This is a genomic window from Streptomyces sp. 8N114 (assembly GCF_052245835.1).
Taxonomy (GTDB): domain Bacteria; phylum Actinomycetota; class Actinomycetes; order Streptomycetales; family Streptomycetaceae; genus Streptomyces.
The window spans coordinates 880,653-896,362 of sequence record NZ_JBQQBT010000001.1 but is presented as its reverse complement, the minus strand read 5'-3'; the positions used below and the strand labels follow the sequence as shown (position 1 = coordinate 896,362).

Here is a 15,710-nt window from a genome sequence, read left to right as displayed (position 1 = left end):
GTGAACCCACAAGTGGCCACAGCCGGTACGGTGTTGGACACGCAAGGTGGTATACGCGGTTTACAGCCCGGCTCCGGGGAGAAGCCTGTGGCACCCAGACACCAGCCCAATGAACGCCTCCGCGACGTCATCGCCCAGGCGCAGTGCACGTATGACGCTCTGGCCCGCGCCGTGCGGCAGGTGGCGGCGGAGAACGGCGAGGTGCTTCAGACCAACAAGTCGGCTGTTTCGCACTGGGTCAACGGCACGAGACGGCCAACCGGACGTGTACCGCGATACCTCGCGGAGGCGCTGTCCCGCCGTCTCGGCCGTACGGTCACCGCCCGCGAACTCGGATACGAGGACGTGTCCGAACCACCGACCGGTGAAGATCCCGTGGCCACCGCCACTGACCTGGGCCGCGCGGACGTTGAACGCCGTCGCTTCCTGGCAGTCGCCGCGTTCACCACGGCCGGGGTGGCAATGCCGCTGGGCTACGACCACCGAAGCCACCTCCCGCCTGCTCCAGGCCCGTTGCGGACAGGTGCTGATCGGCGAGGACGACGTCGAGGTCGTACGACACATCACCACCGCCTTCAGCGATGCCGACGAACGCCTCGGTGGCGGCCACGGCCTCACTACCGTCACTGCCTACCTCGCTGACACGGCCGCGCCGATGCTCCGAGCCCGTTTTCCCAGCGAGCACGTCCGCCGCCAAGCGTTCGGCGCGGTTGCCGAACTGGCCTACCTGGCAGGCTGGAAGCACCACGACCTCGGCCAAGAAGGCGCAGCGCAGCGTTATTACCAAGTCGGCTACCAGCTCGCCTGCGAGGCCGACCCCCACGCACACGCGGCCTGGATGATGCGAGCCCTCGCCCACCAAGCTCTTAGCCTCAAACAGCCCCACCACTGCGTCGATCTCGTCGAAGGCGCCCTCGCACGAGGACTCGGTCACGTCGACGGACAGACCCAGGCGCTCCTGCACATCACGCATGCCCGCGCGTACGCCGCCGTGGACGAGAAGTCCGCTGCTGCCCGCGCGCTGCTGGCCGCCGAAGATGCGCTGCTACGCGACGACCGGGCGCAACCCAGCTACTCCCTCGTCTCCGGCCCAGCCGCGGGCACCGTAGCCAGCCACACCGCCCGCACGCTCACGGTCCTCGCCGACCACCCCGGCACCGAGAGCCAGCACCGTGCGGCCCTCACTCGCTGGGATCCGGCCAAGTACAAGCGCGTCCACGCCCTCACCCACGCGGACCTCGGCGACAGCCTCGCCGCCCAGGCCCGAGCCGACGAGGCCGTAGCGGCCTGGGCCTCAGCCCTCGACCTCATGGACGGCATGACCTCGAACCGCACACGCAAGGCAATCACCAGCATCCGGCCGACCCTGGCCATCTACCAACGGCGAGGCGTTCCCGGTGCCGCCGAACTCGCCCGCCGCGCGCGCGAGGCCCTCCTCTAGCATCACGACCACCACCGGCGAACGAAGGGAACCACCCTGTGGCCCACCCGCGGACCGACCAGCCCGACGCTCTCCCACCCGCCCTGGACTCCATGACGCTGCTCGTCGCCGCCGTCATCGTCCACGACAAGAACAGCAACCGCGTCCTACTCCTCCAACGCGGTCCGAACGCCAAGTTCGCCCAAGGCAAATGGGACCTGCCCGTCGGCAAAAGTGACCTCGGCGAGCCCATCACCGCCACGGCGGTCCGCGAGCTGTACGAGGAGACCGGCGTCACCGTACGGCCGGAAGACCTCCGAGTCGCCCACATCATCCACAGCGCCTGGGGCGTCGAAGCCCCCAACGGCTTCCTGACGGTCGTCTTCGTCGCTCACGAATGGTCCGGCGAACCCGAGAACCGCGAGCCCCGCAAGCACGCGCAGGTGCGCTGGGTGGATGCCGACGCCGTACCCGAGGCGTTCGTTGACACCACGGCCACCGCTCTCCGCCAGTATCTGGCTGGTGGGCCCGGGGTCTCACTGGACGGCTGGGAGTAGAGCACCTCCCTACTCGCCATGTCGCCGGTGCACATCGATCAGCTGCGGCCGTCATGTCCGCCGAGCCAGGGGTCTGCGACCACGAACGGCCCTGAGGCTGCTCGGGGGACAGTCGCCCGGCATGATCAGCGTTGATCCGGCACCGGACAGGGATCGGAGTGAACCGCTGTGTCACGTCTGCGCTGTGTTCTCCTCGACGACTTCCAGTCCGTCGGAGCCTCCATGGCGGACTGGTCCCTGGTGGAGGAACACGTCGAGGTCGTCAGCTTTCAGGAACACCCCGCGGACGAGGACGCGCTGGTCGCGATGCTCGACGGGTTCGACATCGCGGTGACCCTGCGGGAGCGGATCGCGTTCCCGGCGGCCGTCTTCGCGCGGCTGCCCCGCCTCGAACTGCTGATCGCGTCCGGGATGCGGAACACCGTCATCGACTACGCGGCGGCCGAGGCGCACGGGGTGACCGTATGCGGGACGGCGAGTTCGCAGGCGCCGCCCGTCGAGCTGACGTGGGCGCTGCTGCTGGGTCTCGCGCGGGGGATCGGCACGGAGAGCGCCGCCTTCCGCGACGGCGGCCCGTGGCAGCAGACGGTGGGGGCCGACCTGCACGGGCGGCGGCTCGGGTTGCTCGGGCTCGGCAAGATCGGCGGGCGGATGGCCCCCATCGCCGCCGCCTTCGGCATGGAAGTGGTGGCCTGGAGCCAGAACCTCACCCAGGAACGGGCCGACGAGGCGGGTGCCCTGCGGGCGGCGTCGCTGCACGAACTGCTGCGGACCAGCGACTTCGTCTCCATCCACCTCGCCCTCAGCGACCGTACGCGGGGCCTGCTGGGCGCCGCCGAGCTCGCACTGATGAAGCCGGACGCCTATCTCGTCAACACCTCCCGGGCCGCCATCGTCGACCAGGACGCGCTGCTGGACGCCCTGCACAAGGGCATGATCGCGGGCGCCGCCACCGATGTGTTCGACACCGAGCCCCTCCCCGCCGACCACCCCCTCCGCACCGCGCCCCGCCTCCTGGCAACCCCACACCTGGGCTACGTCACCCGCGACAACTACCGCCGTCACTACGGCCAGGCGGTGGAGAACATCCAGGCGTATCTGGAAGGCACGCCTCTTCGTCGCCTCCCCTGACGGCAGTCAGGGGAGGCGACGAAGAGGGGAGACGCGCCCCGTCAGGGGCGCGGGGAACTGCGCGAACGACCTGGGAGTACCTCCCTGCTCGAAGAGCTTGGGGGAGCGCCCGCAGCATGCGGACAGCAGGCGGGGGCAAGCCCCTACCCCGCCAAGACCGACCGCAACTGCTCCAGCCCCCAGTCCAGGTCCTCCTTGGAGATGCACAGCGGCGGCGCCAGCCGAATCGTGGAGCCGTGGGTGTCCTTGACGAGGACTCCGCGGGCCAGGAGCTGTTCGGAGATCTCACGGCCGGTGCCGTGGGCGGGCACGATGTCGACGCCGGCCCACAGCCCGCGACCCCGCACCTCCCGGACGGCCGAGCTCGGCAGCAGGTTCAGCTCGCGGTGCAGATGCTCGCCGAGCTCCTTGGCACGCTGCTGATACTCACCGCTGCGCAGCATGTCGAGGACTTCCAGGGCCACCGCACAGGCCAGCGGGTTGCCGCCGAAGGTGGAGCCGTGCTCGCCGGGGCGGTGGACGCCCAGCACCTCGCGGGAGGAGACGACGGCGGAGACGGGCACCACACCGCCGCCCAGCGCCTTGCCCAGGACGTACATGTCGGGGACGACGCCCTCCTGCTCGCAGGCGAACGTGGCTCCGGTACGGCCCAGCCCCGACTGGATCTCGTCGGCGATGAACAGCACCCCGCGCGAGCGGGTCAGCTCCCGGACACCGGCCAGATAGCCGGGCGGCGGCACCAGGACGCCCGCCTCACCCTGCACGGGTTCCAGCAGGACGGCGACGGTGTGCTCGTCGACGGCCGCCTCCAGCGCCGCGAGATCGCCGTACGGGACGACCTCGAAACCCGGCGTGTACGGACCGTGATCGGCCCGGGCCTCCTCGTCGGTGGAGAAGCTGATGATCGTCGTCGTACGGCCGTGGAAGTTGTTGTCCGCGACGATGATCTTCGCCTGCCCGTCGGGCACCCCTTTGACCCGGTAGCCCCACTTGCGCGCCGTCTTGACGGCCGTCTCCACTGCCTCAGCGCCGGTGTTCATCGGCAGCACCATCTCCATCCCGCACAGGTCGGCGAGCTGCGCGGCGAAGTCGGCGAAGCGGTCGTGGTGGAAGGCGCGGGAGGTGAGGGTGACCCGGTCGAGCTGGGCCTTGGCCGCCTCGATGAGGCGCGGGTTGCGGTGGCCGAAGTTCAGGGCCGAGTAACCGGCCAGCATGTCGAGATAGCGGCGCCCCTCGACGTCGGTCACCCACGCGCCGTCCGCGGTGGCGATGACGACGGGGAGCGGGTGGTAGTTGTGCGCACTGTGAGCCTCCGCTGTAGCGATGCTCTGCGCGCTCGAAGGGCTCGAGAGGGTGGACATCGTCGTCTCCGTTCCTCTGTACATACCGGCGTGCCTGCCCGGTGGGGCCGCACCTTTCTATCTTCTGTCGGCGCCGTCCGTCTCCCTCGCCCGGCGTGTGCGAGGAGCCCGGCTCGCTTCCCTGCGCCCCCTGCCCGGTCCGTGTGCTCCCAGGGGCCGGGCCCCGTGCCCCAGCTCACCCGGAACAGGGGCGCAGGCGGCTCCGGACACCTGAGAGAATGGCCGCATGGTCAATGATCGTCCTCGTGTGCTGTCCGGAATCCAGCCCACCGCCGGTTCGTTCCATCTCGGCAACTACCTCGGTGCCGTGCGCCAGTGGGTGGCGCTCCAGGAGACCCACGACGCGTACTACATGGTCGTCGACCTGCACGCCATGACGATCCCGAAGGACCCGGCCGACCTGCGCAACAACTCGCGGATGGCCGCTGCCCAGCTGCTGGCCGCCGGGCTGGACCCGGAGCGCTGCACGCTCTTCCTCCAGAGCCATGTGCCCGAGCACACCCAGCTGAGCTGGGTCGTGGAGTGCCTCACCGGTTTCGGCGAGGCAGCGCGCATGACGCAGTTCAAGGACAAGTCCGCCAAGCAGGGCACCGACCACACCAGCGTCGGGCTGTTCACCTACCCCGCGCTGATGGTCGCCGACATCCTGGTCTACCAGGCGCACCAGGTCCCGGTCGGCGAGGACCAGCGCCAGCACCTGGAGCTGACCCGCACCATCGCCGAGCGGTTCAACGGGCGGTACGGCGCCACGTTCCCCGTCCCGGACGCGTACATCCCCAAGGAGACGGCGAAGATCTACGATCTCCAGGACCCGGCGGTCAAGATGAGCAAGTCCGCCTCGGCGCCCAAGGGGATCATCGAGCTGCTGGACGAGCCGAAGACCACCGCCAAGAAGATCAAGAGCGCGGTCACCGACACCGACACCGTCATCCGGTTCGACCGGGACAAGAAGCCCGGCATCAGCAACCTGCTGACGATCTACTCGACGCTCACCGGTGCCGGAATCCAGGAACTGGAAGATAAGTACGCGGGCAAGGGCTACGGTGCGCTGAAGACGGATCTCGCGGAGATCGTCACGGACTGGGTGACGCCGTTCCGTGACCGGACCCGGGAGTTCATGGACGACCCGGCCGCGCTGGACAAGATCCTGTTCGACGGTGCGGAGAAGGCCAGGGCCGTGGCGAGCGAGACGCTGCGGACCGTGTACGACAAGGTGGGCCTCGTGCCCGGCAGGCGGTGAAGGGAGAACCTATGGGCGCGGGAGCGACCGTCACCCTCGGCGTATCGCTCGCCGTCCCGGAGCCGTACGGCACACTGCTCCAGGAGCGGCGGGCCTCCTTCGGCGACGCCGCCGCCCATGGCATCCCCACCCACATCACGCTGCTGCCGCCCACCGAGGTCCCGGCCTCGGCGCGGCCGGCGATCGAGGCGCACCTGGCGGGCGTGGCCCTGGCCGGGCGCGCCTTCCCGGTGCGGCTGGCGGGTACGGGCACGTTCCGGCCGCTGTCGCCGGTGGTGTTCGTCCAGGTCGTGGAAGGCGCCACGGCCTGCTCCCGGCTCCAGGAGCGGGTCCGCGCCCCGGAGGGCCCGCTGGCCCGCGAGCTGCACTTCCCGTACCACCCGCATGTGACGGTCGCGCACGGCATCCCGGAGCCGGCCATGGACCGGGCCTACGAGGAGCTGTCCGACTTCGAGTGCGCGTGGACGGCTGGCGGGTTCGCCCTCTACGAGCAGGGCGCGGACCAGGTGTGGCGGCTGAAGCGGGAGTTCCCCTTCGCGCAGGCACCCAGCCCGGACACCGGCCCGGCCCCTGCCACAGGCCCCGGCTGTCCGCAGGGTCCGGGGCCGGCTACCGCGTCGCTGTTCGAGGTCACCGTACCGGCCGCGTCCTGCCGCCCGCCGCACCAGCGCCGCTCGCCGCTGCGCCCGCCCGCCACGCTCTGAACGGCGACGGAACCGGCAAGGCTACGTAACGGACGGTAACGTCCAGTAGCGGCCGGAGACCGTTGGAGACCGCTGGGCTGGGCAGGTGGCTGGTGTGGAAAGACTGAAGAAGCTGCCGCTCGTGGGCCCGCTCATCGGACCGCTGTCGGCATGGTTCCGCACCGTGCTCGCCCGGCTGCGCACCACGCGGATCTGGCGGATCTACCAGCACCTGGAAGACCGGAAGTGGACGCGGCTGGCCGCCGCCATCACCTTCATCAGCTTCCTGGCACTGTTTCCGATGCTCGCCATCGGCGTCGCCGTCGCCGCCGCGCTGCTCTCCCACGACCAGACGAACCGGCTCCAAGAGACCCTCACCGACCAGGTGCCCGGCATCTCCGACCAGCTCGAACTCCAGTCGCTGGTGGACAACGCGGGCACCGTCGGCGGTATCGCGGGCGTAGCGCTGCTGCTCACCGGCGGGCGCTGGGTCGGCACCCTGCGCGAGAGCCTGCGCGCCGTGTGGGACCTGGAGGAGGACCCCGGCAACCTCGTCGTCCGCCGCGCCGTGGACGTGGGCATCCTGCTGGGCCTCGGCGTCGTCGGGCTGGTCTCCTTCGGCGGCTCCGCGTTCGCCGTGACCGCCGCCCGATGGGTCGCCGAGCAGCTCTCACTGGCCGAGGGCGGCGCTGGGACGGTGCTGTTGCGCGCCGCCGGCTACACCGCCGCCGTCGCCGCCGACTTCGTCCTGCTGTGGTACGTGCTCACCCTGCTGCCCCGCGTGCAGCCGCCGCGCCGCGCGACCCTGGCGGCGGCCCTCCAGGGCGCGGTCGGCTTCGAACTGCTGAAGCTGCTGCTCGGCGGCTACCTCCAGCAGGTAGCCGCCAAGAACATCTACGGCGCCTTCGGCGTACCCATCGCACTGCTGCTGTGGATCAGCTTCATGACCAAGCTGCTGCTCTACTGCGCCGCCTGGACGGCCACGGCCCCCGCCCCCGGCGAGGGCCCCGATGCCCAGCAGCCCGTCAAGGACCTCACCGGCGACGGCGAGGGCGTCAGCGGCGACGGCGACGCGCCAGCTCCGGAAGCGGCCAGCGACGGTGCACCCCGTACGCCACCAGAGCCAGGGCGACCAGAACACCGGCCGTGATCCCGAGCGCCGTCCCGGCGCCGCCCGAGGGCTTGCTGTCGGTGTGCGCAGCCGCGCGGGCGTCCGAGCCGCCCGCCTGGCCGTCCTTGCCCGCCGGTGCGCCCCCGCCGCTGGCGGCGCTGCCCGGTGCCGCCAGCTCGCCGACCGGCTCGACCTTGCCGTCGGCGGCGAAGCCCCAGTCCAGCAGCTTGGCGGTCTCCTTGTAGACGCCGTGTGCCTCGGTCGCCTCCGGGTGCATGACCGTCACCAGCAGTACCCGCTTGCCGCGCTGTGCCACGCCGGTGAAGGTGTTGCCCGCGTTCGTCGTCGAGCCGTTCTTGATGCCGGCGATGCCCGGGTAGGGGTCGATGCCGACGTCACCGGTCAGCAGTCGGTTGGTGTTCTGGATCTGGAAGCTCTCGCGCTTCTTCTTGCCGGTCTTCTTGTCCTTCTTCGTCTCGCCGGGGAACTTCGCGGAGGCGGTGGCCGCGTATTCGCGGAAGTCCTTGTTCTGCAGGCCGGAGCGGGCGAACAGCGTCAGGTCGTACGCCGAGGAGACCTGGCCCTTGTGGTCGTAGCCGTCCGGGCTGACCACCTTGGTGTCGTTGGCGTGCAGGGTCCGGGCCCGCTCGTTCATCTCCTTGACCGTCTTCGCCTTGCCGCCGTTCATGGCCGCCAGCACATGCACCGCGTCGTTGCCGGAGCGCAGGAAGACACCGAGCCACAGGTCGTGCACGGTGTAGGACTCGCCCTCCTTGACGCCGACGAGGCTGCTGCCCTCGCCCATCCCCGCCAGGTCGGAGCGGACGACCTTGTGGCTGCGGTTCTTCGGCAGCTTGGGCAGCACCGTGTCGGCGAAGAGCATCTTCAGGGTGCTGGCCGGAGGCAGCCGCCAGTGCGCGTTGTGGGAGGCCAGCACCTTGCCCGACTCGGCGTCCGTGACGATCCAGGAGCGCGCCGAGAGCTTGGTGGGCACCTTGGGCGCGCCCTTCTTCAGGCTCACCTGGGTACCGGGGCGGCCGAGCCGCTCGCCGCCGATCGTCGACATCTGCGCGGGCGGCTTGGGCTCGGCCTTCTTGTCGGCCGGCTCGTTCTCGTCGGCGTAAGAGGGCTGGGCTCCCGTGGCGGTCAGCAGGGAGAGGACGAGGGCGGTGGAGGCAAGGCCACCGATCGTGGTGGCGCGGCGTTTGCGCGAGCCGCCGCGCGGGTGCGGGCGCGCGGCACGGTCTGAATAATGCGAAGAAATGGGCACCCTGCGAACGTACAGGCCCATGGGCGCGTTGGGGACGTCGAGCCCCTCCATGAGCGGATTCGGATCGCCCAACTCGCGCAGTTCCGTAGGCCAATGGGGGCGGGGGCCGCAGCACGCCCCCGCCGGACGACGCCCCCGGCCCCCGCCGGGTGACGGCCCCGGACCCCCGCCGGACGACGGCCCCGGACCCCCGCCAGGTGACGGCCCGGGACCCCGCCGGGCGGCGGAGGAAGGCGTGGCGGCCATACTGGACATCATGCGCGACACCTCCACCACACCCCCCGCCACGGAGCCCGAGCCGCAGCCGGCGGCGGAGCCCTCGGCAGCGCGGCGGACCGGGCTGGTGCTCTCCCGGCGGGTCTCCTGGTTCCTCCTGGCCTTCGGGGTCTGGTCCTGGTTCGTCTGGATCACGTTCGTCAAGAACCTCTGGAAGGACAGCAGCGGGCTGGCTTTCGACGACGCCGGCGAGCCGACGGGTTATTTTTGGGTCCATCTGCTGCTGGCGATCACCTCGTTCCTGCTGGGAACGGCGATCGGTCTGATCGGTCTTCGCGGACTGCGGGCGGCCCGGCGCACCTGATGCCGCCCGGGGCAGGTCCGGGAGCGGGGGAGAGCGAGGGGGAGGAGCGGCCTTGATGGTGGTCGTATTCGTACTGATCGGGCTCGTCGTGCTGAGCCTGCTGGCGGGCACGCACGTCTATCTGTGGCGGCGCTTCGTACGCGATGTGTCCGCGCCACGGAGCTGGTGGCGCCGCCTGGGCACGGCGGGGGCGGTAGTACTGCCGGTCACCACGTTCGGCGCGCTGATCTCCGGCCGCTCGGGCGCCCCCTTCACTCTGGTACAGGTGCTGGCCTGGCCGGGCTACCTGTGGCTGGCCTGCGTCCTCTATCTGACGTTCGCGCTGCTCGCCGGGGAACTGGTGCGGTTCGTACTGCGGCGCACGGCATGGGGGAGAGAGCGGGCGGCCGGGACCCTCGTGACGGAACCGGCCCCCGTCACGGCAGAGCCCGCACCTGCGGTGGAACCGGAACCCGTCGCGGAACCCGCAGCTGTGGCGGCGGAGGCGGCGGGCGGTACAGGCGGCGGCGTCGCCACCGAGCCCAGTGCCCCCTCGCACACCAGCCCACACACCGTCCCCCTCACAGCCCCCGTCCCCACCCGCCGGGTCTTCCTCGCCCGCACCCTCGCCGGCACAGCCGCAGTGGCCGGCCTCGGCACGACGGCCGCCGGGGCCTACAGCGTGCTGAACGGGCCGACGCTCAAGCACGTCACCGTCCCGCTGGCCAAGCTGGGCCGGCGTGCGCACGGTTACCGGGTCGCGGTGGTCAGCGACATCCACCTCGGGCCGATCCTCGGCCGTGCCCACACCCAGCGGGTCGTCGACACCATCAACAGGGCGCAGCCCGACCTGGTGACGATAGTCGGCGACCTGGTCGACGGCAGCGTCGCCGATCTCGGCCCCGCGGCGGAGCCGCTGCGCGAGCTGCGGTCCCGGCACGGGTCGTTCTTCGTGACGGGAAACCACGAGTACTTCGGCAACGCCCGCGAGTGGATCGACCACCTGCGCGAGCTGGACGTCCACCCGCTGGAGAACGCCCGGCGCGAGCTGCCGGGCTTCGACCTCGCCGGGGTCAACGACATCTCCGGCGAGGAGCAGGGCGAGGGGCCCGACTACGGCAAGGCGCTCCGTGACCGGGACACCTCACGTGCCTGCGTACTGATGGCACATCAGCCGGTGCAGATCCACGAGGCCGTCGACCACGACGTCGACCTCCAGCTCTCCGGCCACTCCCACGGCGGGCAGATGTGGCCCGGCCCTTATCTGGCGGCGCTGGCCAACCCGACCGTCGCCGGGCTGGAGCGCTACGGCGACACCCAGCTGTACGTCACCCGCGGCGCCGGCGCCTGGGGCCCACCCGTCCGGGTGGGCGCCGACTCGGACGTCACCATCGTGACCCTGGCCGCGAAGAAGGCGTAGCTGTGTAGCCGCCGGCCTCACCGATCTGGACGGGAGCTGCCCCTGTTTGCCCGTCGCAGGCTGCCGGGTAGGTCGTGGCCGCTCGCGCAGTTCCCCGCGCCCCTTCGGGGCGCGCCCTACTGTGCCAGCAGCTGGAGCACCCTCCGCCAGGAGTCGGCGCGGGCGGCCTGGTCGGCCTTTGCGGTGGCGGCGACGGCACCATTGCGGCCGCCCTCCTGGCCGGGCTGCCCGAGCGGGAACCAGTTCACATGGTGCCCGGCATCCGGGTACACCAGCTTCTTCGCACCCTGCCGGGCCATGGCGGCAGCCGAGTCCGCCGAGCCCCACATCCTGTCGTTGCCGCCCGCGACGGCGAGCACTGTGCCGCGTACGTGGTCGAGCGGGATGGGGCCGGTCGGGACCGGCTTGCCGTGGTCGGTCCAGGCGGTGGTACCGCTCGGATAGGGGCCGTTGACATTGGACGAGGGCGCGTACGCGATGACGTCGCGGAAGACGTCCGGGCGGCGCTGTCCGAGCAGCTGGGCCGCCTCGCTGCCGCGCGAGTTGCCCATGGCGGCCAGCCGGTCCGGATCGGCACCTTCCTGCTTACGCAGCAGCTCGCCGGCCCTGGTGAAGTAGTCCAGATCGATGTCGTCGATGCCGTTGGGACGTCCGGAGCCGGAGCCGCAGCGGAAGTAGCACACCGACATCGCGGGGTGCCCGTGCGAGGCGAGCAGCGCCGCAGCGTACGTACCGGCGTTGCCGCCTTCCGAGCCGCCGAACACCAGCACGGGTGCCTTCTTGCCGCCGCCCTTCGCCGGCAGGTACAGATCGCCCGCGATCTTGTCCCCGGCGACGGTGAGTTTGCGGTGCGTCGTGCCCTTGGTCAGCCACTGGCGGACCAGGTCCCGGCGGGCGACCCGCTCGCCCTTGTCCTTGCCCGACAGGGCCGTCGCACCGAACCGGACCGTGTACGAGCGCTGCTTTCCGGGCGGACCCGGGTGGTACGAGAACGCCTTGCCGCTGCCGATCAGCTTCGCGGCCGGTCCGCTCGTCGGCAGCATGTTCTCCAGCAGCCGCGCGGTGCCCTTGTCGCCCAGCTGAACGGTGCCCTTGCTGTCGGCCGTGCGCGTCACCGTGGCTGCCCAGCGCCCGCCGCTGCGGTCCTCGGCCTGGGCGGCGATCTTCACCCGGGTACGGGGCGCCAGCCCCTTGAGCCGTACGTTCACGGGCGCATCCGCACGTGCGACCGGGCGGTCCGCCTCGAAGCGCACCCCGTGCTGCCCCGAGGGCTTTGCGGGGCCGCCCTGCTTCGCGCCGTCGCCGCCCGCGCAGCCCGCCGCGAGCGTCAGGGCGAGGGCCGCCGTCACCGTCGGTACGATCCGCATCCGTCCCATCGGCCGCACGATACGCAACGGGTCCGCACCCCCTCCAAGAGGGGCCGGTGCCCACCAATAAGGGACGCAGTACGACGTACGCTTTCTGCCCGACCACCAATGGAGGACACGGTGACCTTTCCGGACCCGGACCTGCTGAAACAGATCCCCGCACCGCACCCGGACGAGGCTCCCCTCCCACCCGCCGCGTCCCTTGGCGGCATCCGGCTGCTGCGCGGCGTGCCCTACGCCGTTCCCGACGGCAGCCGTCCGCTCGAACTGGACCTGTGGCTCCCCGAAGGGCCGGCTCCCGTGGTGCTTTACGTCCACGGCGGCGCGTGGCGGCGCGGACGCCGCGACGACCTGGGGATGCGCACCCGCGACTGGGACCCCGGTCCCTTCCACCGGCTCGCCGCCGCGGGCCTCGCGGTCGCCTGCGTCGACTACCGCCTCAGCGGCGAGGCGCTCTTCCCGGCCCCGCTGGACGACCTGCGCGCTGCCCTGCGCTGGCTCACTCTCCGCTCGGCGGAGCTCGCCATCGACACCGACCGCACGGTGGTCTGGGGCGAGTCCGCGGGAGGGCACCTGGCCGCCCTGCTGGCGCTGACGCACCCGCAGCCCTCGCTGGCGGGTGCCGTCATCTGGTACGCCCCCACCGATCTGACCGCCCCCCGAGGCGGCTTCTCCCCGGACGCCGCCAACACTCCTGAGGCCGCACTCCTGGGCGCCGCCCCGGCTGCACGCGCCGAGCTGGCCCGCGCCGCCAGCCCCCTCGCCCAAGTACACGCCGCGGCCCCGCCGTTCTTCCTCGCCCACGGCACGGAGGACACCATGGTCTCCCCCTCGCACTCCGAAGACCTGGCAACCGCCTTGCGGGCCGCCGGCGTCCCGGCCCACCTCCACCTGATCCCCGGCGCCGACCACGCCTGGTACGGCGCCCCCACCACGGAGGTCGACAACCTCTTCGCGGCGTCCCAGCAATTCGCCGCCCAACCCCGGTAACCCCTCTTTACTGAGGCTTACCGGGATTGGGCGGCGAAGCGGCGTACCAACCTCAGAAGCGCCGCGTAATGAGCGCCCGCTTGACTTCCTGAATCGCCTTCGTCACCTCAATACCCCGCGGACAAGCATCGGTGCAGTTGAACGTCGTCCGGCACCGCCAAACCCCGTCCCGGTCGTTGAGGATCTCCAACCGCTGCTCCCCGGCCTCGTCCCGCGAGTCGAAAATGAACCGGTGCGCATTGACAATCGCGGCCGGGCCAAAGTACTGCCCGTCGTTCCAGAAAACAGGGCAGGACGACGTGCACGCCGCACAAAGAATGCACTTGGTGGTGTCGTCGAACCGCTCCCGGTCCTCCGCGGACTGATACCGCTCACGGGTCGGCTCGTTCCCCGTCGTCACCAAGAACGGCATCACATCGCGGTAAGCCTGAAAGAAGGGATCCATGTCGACGACGAGATCCTTCAGCACCGTAAGCCCCTTGATGGCCTCCACGGTGATCGGCTTCTCCGGCGAAATGTCCTTCAGCAGCGTCTTGCAGGCAAGCCGATTACGCCCGTTGATCCGCATGGCGTCCGAACCGCAGATGCCGTGCGCGCAGGACCGGCGGAACGTCAGCGTCCCGTCCAGCTCCCACTTGATCTTGTGCAGCGCGTCCAGGACGCGCTCCTTCGGGTCGATCTCCAGCGTGAAGTCCTGCCACTGCGGCTCGTCGGAGACCTCCGGGTTGAACCGGCGGATCCGCAGCGTGACGGTGATCAGGTGCGCAGCGGCACCCGCGGAGCCGTCGGGCCCCGCGGAGTCGTTCTTGTCCAGCGTTGCGGTGCTCATCAGTACTTACGCTCCATCGGCTGGTAGCGGGTCTGCACGACCGGCTTGTAGTCCAGCCGGATCGACTCGGTGCCGTCGTCGCCCACCTCGCGGTACGCCATGGTGTGCCGCATGAAGTTGACGTCGTCGCGGTTGGGGAAGTCCTCGCGGTAGTGGCCGCCGCGCGACTCCTTGCGGGCGAGCGCGGAGACCGCCGTGACCTCGGCCAGGTCGAGCAGGTTGCCCAGCTCGATGGCCTCCAGCAGGTCGGTGTTGAAGCGCTTGCCCTTGTCCTGGACGCTGATGTCGCGGTAGCGCTTGCGCAGGGCGCCGATCTCCTCGACGGCCTCCTTCAGCGTCTGCTCCGTACGGAAGACCATGACGTTCTTGTCCATGCACTCCTGGAGCGCCTTGCGGATCTCGACCACGCGCTCGCTGCCGGTGGCGTCCCGCAGGTTCTCGATCTCGTCGAGAACGAACTTCGCGGGCTCGTCGGGCAGTTCGACGTAGTCGGCGGTCGCCGAGTACTCGGCGGCAGCGATACCGGCCCGGCGGCCGAAGACGTTGATGTCCAGCAGCGAGTTGGTGCCCAGCCGGTTGGCGCCGTGCACGGAGACGCAGGCCACCTCGCCCGCCGCGTACAGACCGGGGACCGGCGTGGAGTTGTCGGCCAGCACCTCGCCCCGCACGTTGGTGGGGATGCCGCCCATCGCGTAGTGCGCGGTCGGCTGGATCGGCACCGGGTCGGTGTACGGCTCGATGCCCAGGTACGTACGGGCGAACTCGGTGATGTCCGGCAGCTTGGCGTCCAGCTGCTCCGGCGGCAGGTGGGTGAGGTCCAGGAAGACGTGGTCGCCCTCGGGGCCGCAGCCACGGCCCTCACGGATCTCGGTGTAGATCGCGCGGGAGACGACGTCGCGGGAGGCCAGGTCCTTCATGACGGGCGCGTACTTCTCCATGAAGCGCTCGCCGTCCTTGTTGCGCAGGATTCCGCCCTCACCGCGGGCGCCCTCCGTGAGCAGGATGCCCATCTTCCAGATGCCGGTCGGGTGGAACTGGAAGAACTCCATGTCCTCCAGCGGCAGCCCGCGCCGGAACGCGGCGGCCTGGCCGTCGCCGGTGAGGGTGTGCGCGTTGGAGGTCACCTTGAAGAACTTGCCGTTGCCGCCCGAGGCGAAGACCACGGCCTTGGCCTGGAAGACGTGCACGTCACCGGTGGCCAGCTCGTAGGCGACGACGCCGGAGGTCTTCTTGACGCCCTCGTCGTCGTTGAGCAGCAGGTCCAGGACGTAGAACTCGTTGAAGAACTCCACACCCTCCTTGACGCAGTTCTGGTACAGCGTCTGGAGGATCATGTGGCCTGTGCGGTCCGCCGCGTAGCAGGAGCGGCGCACCGGGGCCTCGCCGTGGTTGCGCGAGTGCCCGCCGAACCGCCGCTGGTCGATGGTGCCGTTCGGGGTGCGGTTGAAGGGCAGGCCCATCTTCTCCAGGTCGAGGACGGAGTCGATGGCCTCCTTCGCCAGGATCTCGGCGGCGTCCTGGTCGACCAGGTAGTCGCCGCCCTTGATCGTGTCGAAGGTGTGCCACTCCCAGTTGTCCTCCTCGACGTTGGCGAGGGCCGCGGCCATGCCGCCCTGCGCGGCGCCGGTGTGGGAGCGGGTGGGGTAGAGCTTGGTCAGCACCGCGGTGCGGCTGCGCTTGGTGGCCTCGATGGCCGCGCGCATACCGGCGCCGCCCGCGCCGACGATGACGGTGTCGTACTTGTGGATCTTGACGTTGTTCATCGGGAAAAC

General features: G+C 70.5%; 13 protein-coding genes and 1 pseudogene. 9 read left to right on the top strand and 5 right to left on the bottom strand.

Translation table 11 applies throughout. The features are described from left to right. Positions 1–87: 87 nt before the first annotated feature. From ACTWQF_RS04050 to ACTWQF_RS04040, 3 genes and pseudogenes are all read left to right on the top strand, one after another. Positions 88–1,441: pseudogene (locus tag ACTWQF_RS04050) on the top strand (tetratricopeptide repeat protein). A 92-nt stretch (positions 1,442–1,533) separates the two neighbouring features. Further along, a complete protein-coding gene (locus ACTWQF_RS04045; protein ID WP_443277563.1) occupies positions 1,534–1,977 on the top strand; it encodes an NUDIX domain-containing protein in 444 nt (147 codons plus the stop codon). A 222-nt stretch (positions 1,978–2,199) separates the two neighbouring features. Then, the gene (locus ACTWQF_RS04040) at positions 2,200–3,108 is read left to right on the top strand and encodes a D-2-hydroxyacid dehydrogenase family protein (protein ID WP_443277085.1); all 909 of its coding nucleotides are present in this window, start codon (positions 2,200–2,202) and stop codon (positions 3,106–3,108) included. A 143-nt stretch (positions 3,109–3,251) separates the two neighbouring features. On the opposite strand, the gene rocD is transcribed toward ACTWQF_RS04040, so the two are convergent. Then, positions 3,252–4,469 (bottom strand): ornithine--oxo-acid transaminase, encoded by a 1,218-nt coding sequence (gene rocD, locus ACTWQF_RS04035; RefSeq protein ID WP_443277083.1) that lies wholly within the window; start codon positions 4,467–4,469, stop codon positions 3,252–3,254. A 226-nt stretch (positions 4,470–4,695) separates the two neighbouring features. On the opposite strand from rocD, the gene trpS reads away from it, so the two are divergent. From trpS to ACTWQF_RS04020, 3 genes are all read left to right on the top strand, one after another. Continuing rightward, entirely contained in the window at positions 4,696–5,709 is a 1,014-nt protein-coding gene (trpS, locus tag ACTWQF_RS04030; RefSeq protein WP_443277081.1) for a tryptophan--tRNA ligase, read from the top strand. A gap of 11 nt (positions 5,710–5,720) precedes the next feature. Next, positions 5,721–6,413 (top strand): 2'-5' RNA ligase family protein, encoded by a 693-nt coding sequence (locus tag ACTWQF_RS04025; protein ID WP_443277079.1) that lies wholly within the window; start codon positions 5,721–5,723, stop codon positions 6,411–6,413. Between the two features lie 94 nt (positions 6,414–6,507). Beyond that, positions 6,508–7,542, top strand: coding sequence for a YihY/virulence factor BrkB family protein (locus ACTWQF_RS04020; RefSeq protein ID WP_443277078.1), 1,035 nt, complete (start codon positions 6,508–6,510; stop codon positions 7,540–7,542). Here the strand turns inward: ACTWQF_RS04020 and ACTWQF_RS04015 are convergent. After that, the gene (locus ACTWQF_RS04015) at positions 7,448–9,028 is read right to left on the bottom strand and encodes a D-alanyl-D-alanine carboxypeptidase family protein (RefSeq protein ID WP_443277561.1); all 1,581 of its coding nucleotides are present in this window, start codon (positions 9,026–9,028) and stop codon (positions 7,448–7,450) included. The two genes, ACTWQF_RS04020 and ACTWQF_RS04015, sit on opposite strands and share 95 nt — an antisense overlap. A gap of 85 nt (positions 9,029–9,113) precedes the next feature. On the opposite strand from ACTWQF_RS04015, the gene ACTWQF_RS04010 reads away from it, so the two are divergent. Then, positions 9,114–9,353: an SCO4848 family membrane protein gene (locus tag ACTWQF_RS04010; protein ID WP_433102382.1), complete on the top strand. Its 240-nt coding sequence runs from the start codon at positions 9,114–9,116 to the stop codon at positions 9,351–9,353. Positions 9,354–9,408: 55 nt separating this feature from the next. After that, positions 9,409–10,752, top strand: a complete 1,344-nt coding sequence (locus ACTWQF_RS04005; protein WP_443277076.1) for a metallophosphoesterase — start codon at positions 9,409–9,411, stop codon at positions 10,750–10,752. Positions 10,753–10,868: 116 nt separating this feature from the next. On the opposite strand, the gene ACTWQF_RS04000 is transcribed toward ACTWQF_RS04005, so the two are convergent. Further along, a complete protein-coding gene (locus tag ACTWQF_RS04000; protein ID WP_443277074.1) occupies positions 10,869–12,128 on the bottom strand; it encodes an alpha/beta hydrolase family protein in 1,260 nt (419 codons plus the stop codon). Positions 12,129–12,239: 111 nt separating this feature from the next. On the opposite strand from ACTWQF_RS04000, the gene ACTWQF_RS03995 reads away from it, so the two are divergent. Beyond that, positions 12,240–13,109: an alpha/beta hydrolase fold domain-containing protein gene (locus ACTWQF_RS03995; RefSeq protein ID WP_443277073.1), complete on the top strand. Its 870-nt coding sequence runs from the start codon at positions 12,240–12,242 to the stop codon at positions 13,107–13,109. Between the two features lie 52 nt (positions 13,110–13,161). Here the strand turns inward: ACTWQF_RS03995 and ACTWQF_RS03990 are convergent, their stop codons facing one another. Together ACTWQF_RS03990 and sdhA are read right to left on the bottom strand one after the other, a co-directional pair. After that, entirely contained in the window at positions 13,162–13,938 is a 777-nt protein-coding gene (locus ACTWQF_RS03990) for a succinate dehydrogenase iron-sulfur subunit (RefSeq protein WP_443277071.1), read from the bottom strand. Next, positions 13,938–15,701 carry a succinate dehydrogenase flavoprotein subunit gene (gene sdhA, locus ACTWQF_RS03985; protein WP_443277069.1) on the bottom strand — a complete coding sequence of 588 codons (1,764 nt, stop codon included), beginning with the start codon at positions 15,699–15,701 and terminating at the stop codon, positions 13,938–13,940. Before sdhA ends, ACTWQF_RS03990 begins: the two co-directional genes overlap by 1 nt. Positions 15,702–15,710: the final 9 nt, after the last annotated feature.

What these genes read in the sequence shown, in the direction of transcription:
- ACTWQF_RS04005 (WP_443277076.1), top strand. Translation starts at nt 9,409, where the DNA reads ATGGTGGTCGTATTCGTACTGATCGGGCTCGTCGTGCTGAGCCTGCTG.
- ACTWQF_RS04015 (WP_443277561.1), bottom strand. Translation starts at nt 9,028, where the DNA reads ATGTCCAGTATGGCCGCCACGCCTTCCTCCGCCGCCCGGCGGGGTCCC.
- sdhA (WP_443277069.1), bottom strand. Translation starts at nt 15,701, where the DNA reads ATGAACAACGTCAAGATCCACAAGTACGACACCGTCATCGTCGGCGCG.
- rocD (WP_443277083.1), bottom strand. Translation starts at nt 4,469, where the DNA reads ATGTCCACCCTCTCGAGCCCTTCGAGCGCGCAGAGCATCGCTACAGCG.
- ACTWQF_RS04040 (WP_443277085.1), top strand. Translation starts at nt 2,200, where the DNA reads ATGGCGGACTGGTCCCTGGTGGAGGAACACGTCGAGGTCGTCAGCTTT.
- ACTWQF_RS04045 (WP_443277563.1), top strand. Translation starts at nt 1,534, where the DNA reads ATGACGCTGCTCGTCGCCGCCGTCATCGTCCACGACAAGAACAGCAAC.
- ACTWQF_RS04025 (WP_443277079.1), top strand. Translation starts at nt 5,721, where the DNA reads ATGGGCGCGGGAGCGACCGTCACCCTCGGCGTATCGCTCGCCGTCCCG.
- ACTWQF_RS04000 (WP_443277074.1), bottom strand. Translation starts at nt 12,128, where the DNA reads ATGGGACGGATGCGGATCGTACCGACGGTGACGGCGGCCCTCGCCCTG.
- ACTWQF_RS03990 (WP_443277071.1), bottom strand. Translation starts at nt 13,938, where the DNA reads ATGAGCACCGCAACGCTGGACAAGAACGACTCCGCGGGGCCCGACGGC.
- trpS (WP_443277081.1), top strand. Translation starts at nt 4,696, where the DNA reads ATGGTCAATGATCGTCCTCGTGTGCTGTCCGGAATCCAGCCCACCGCC.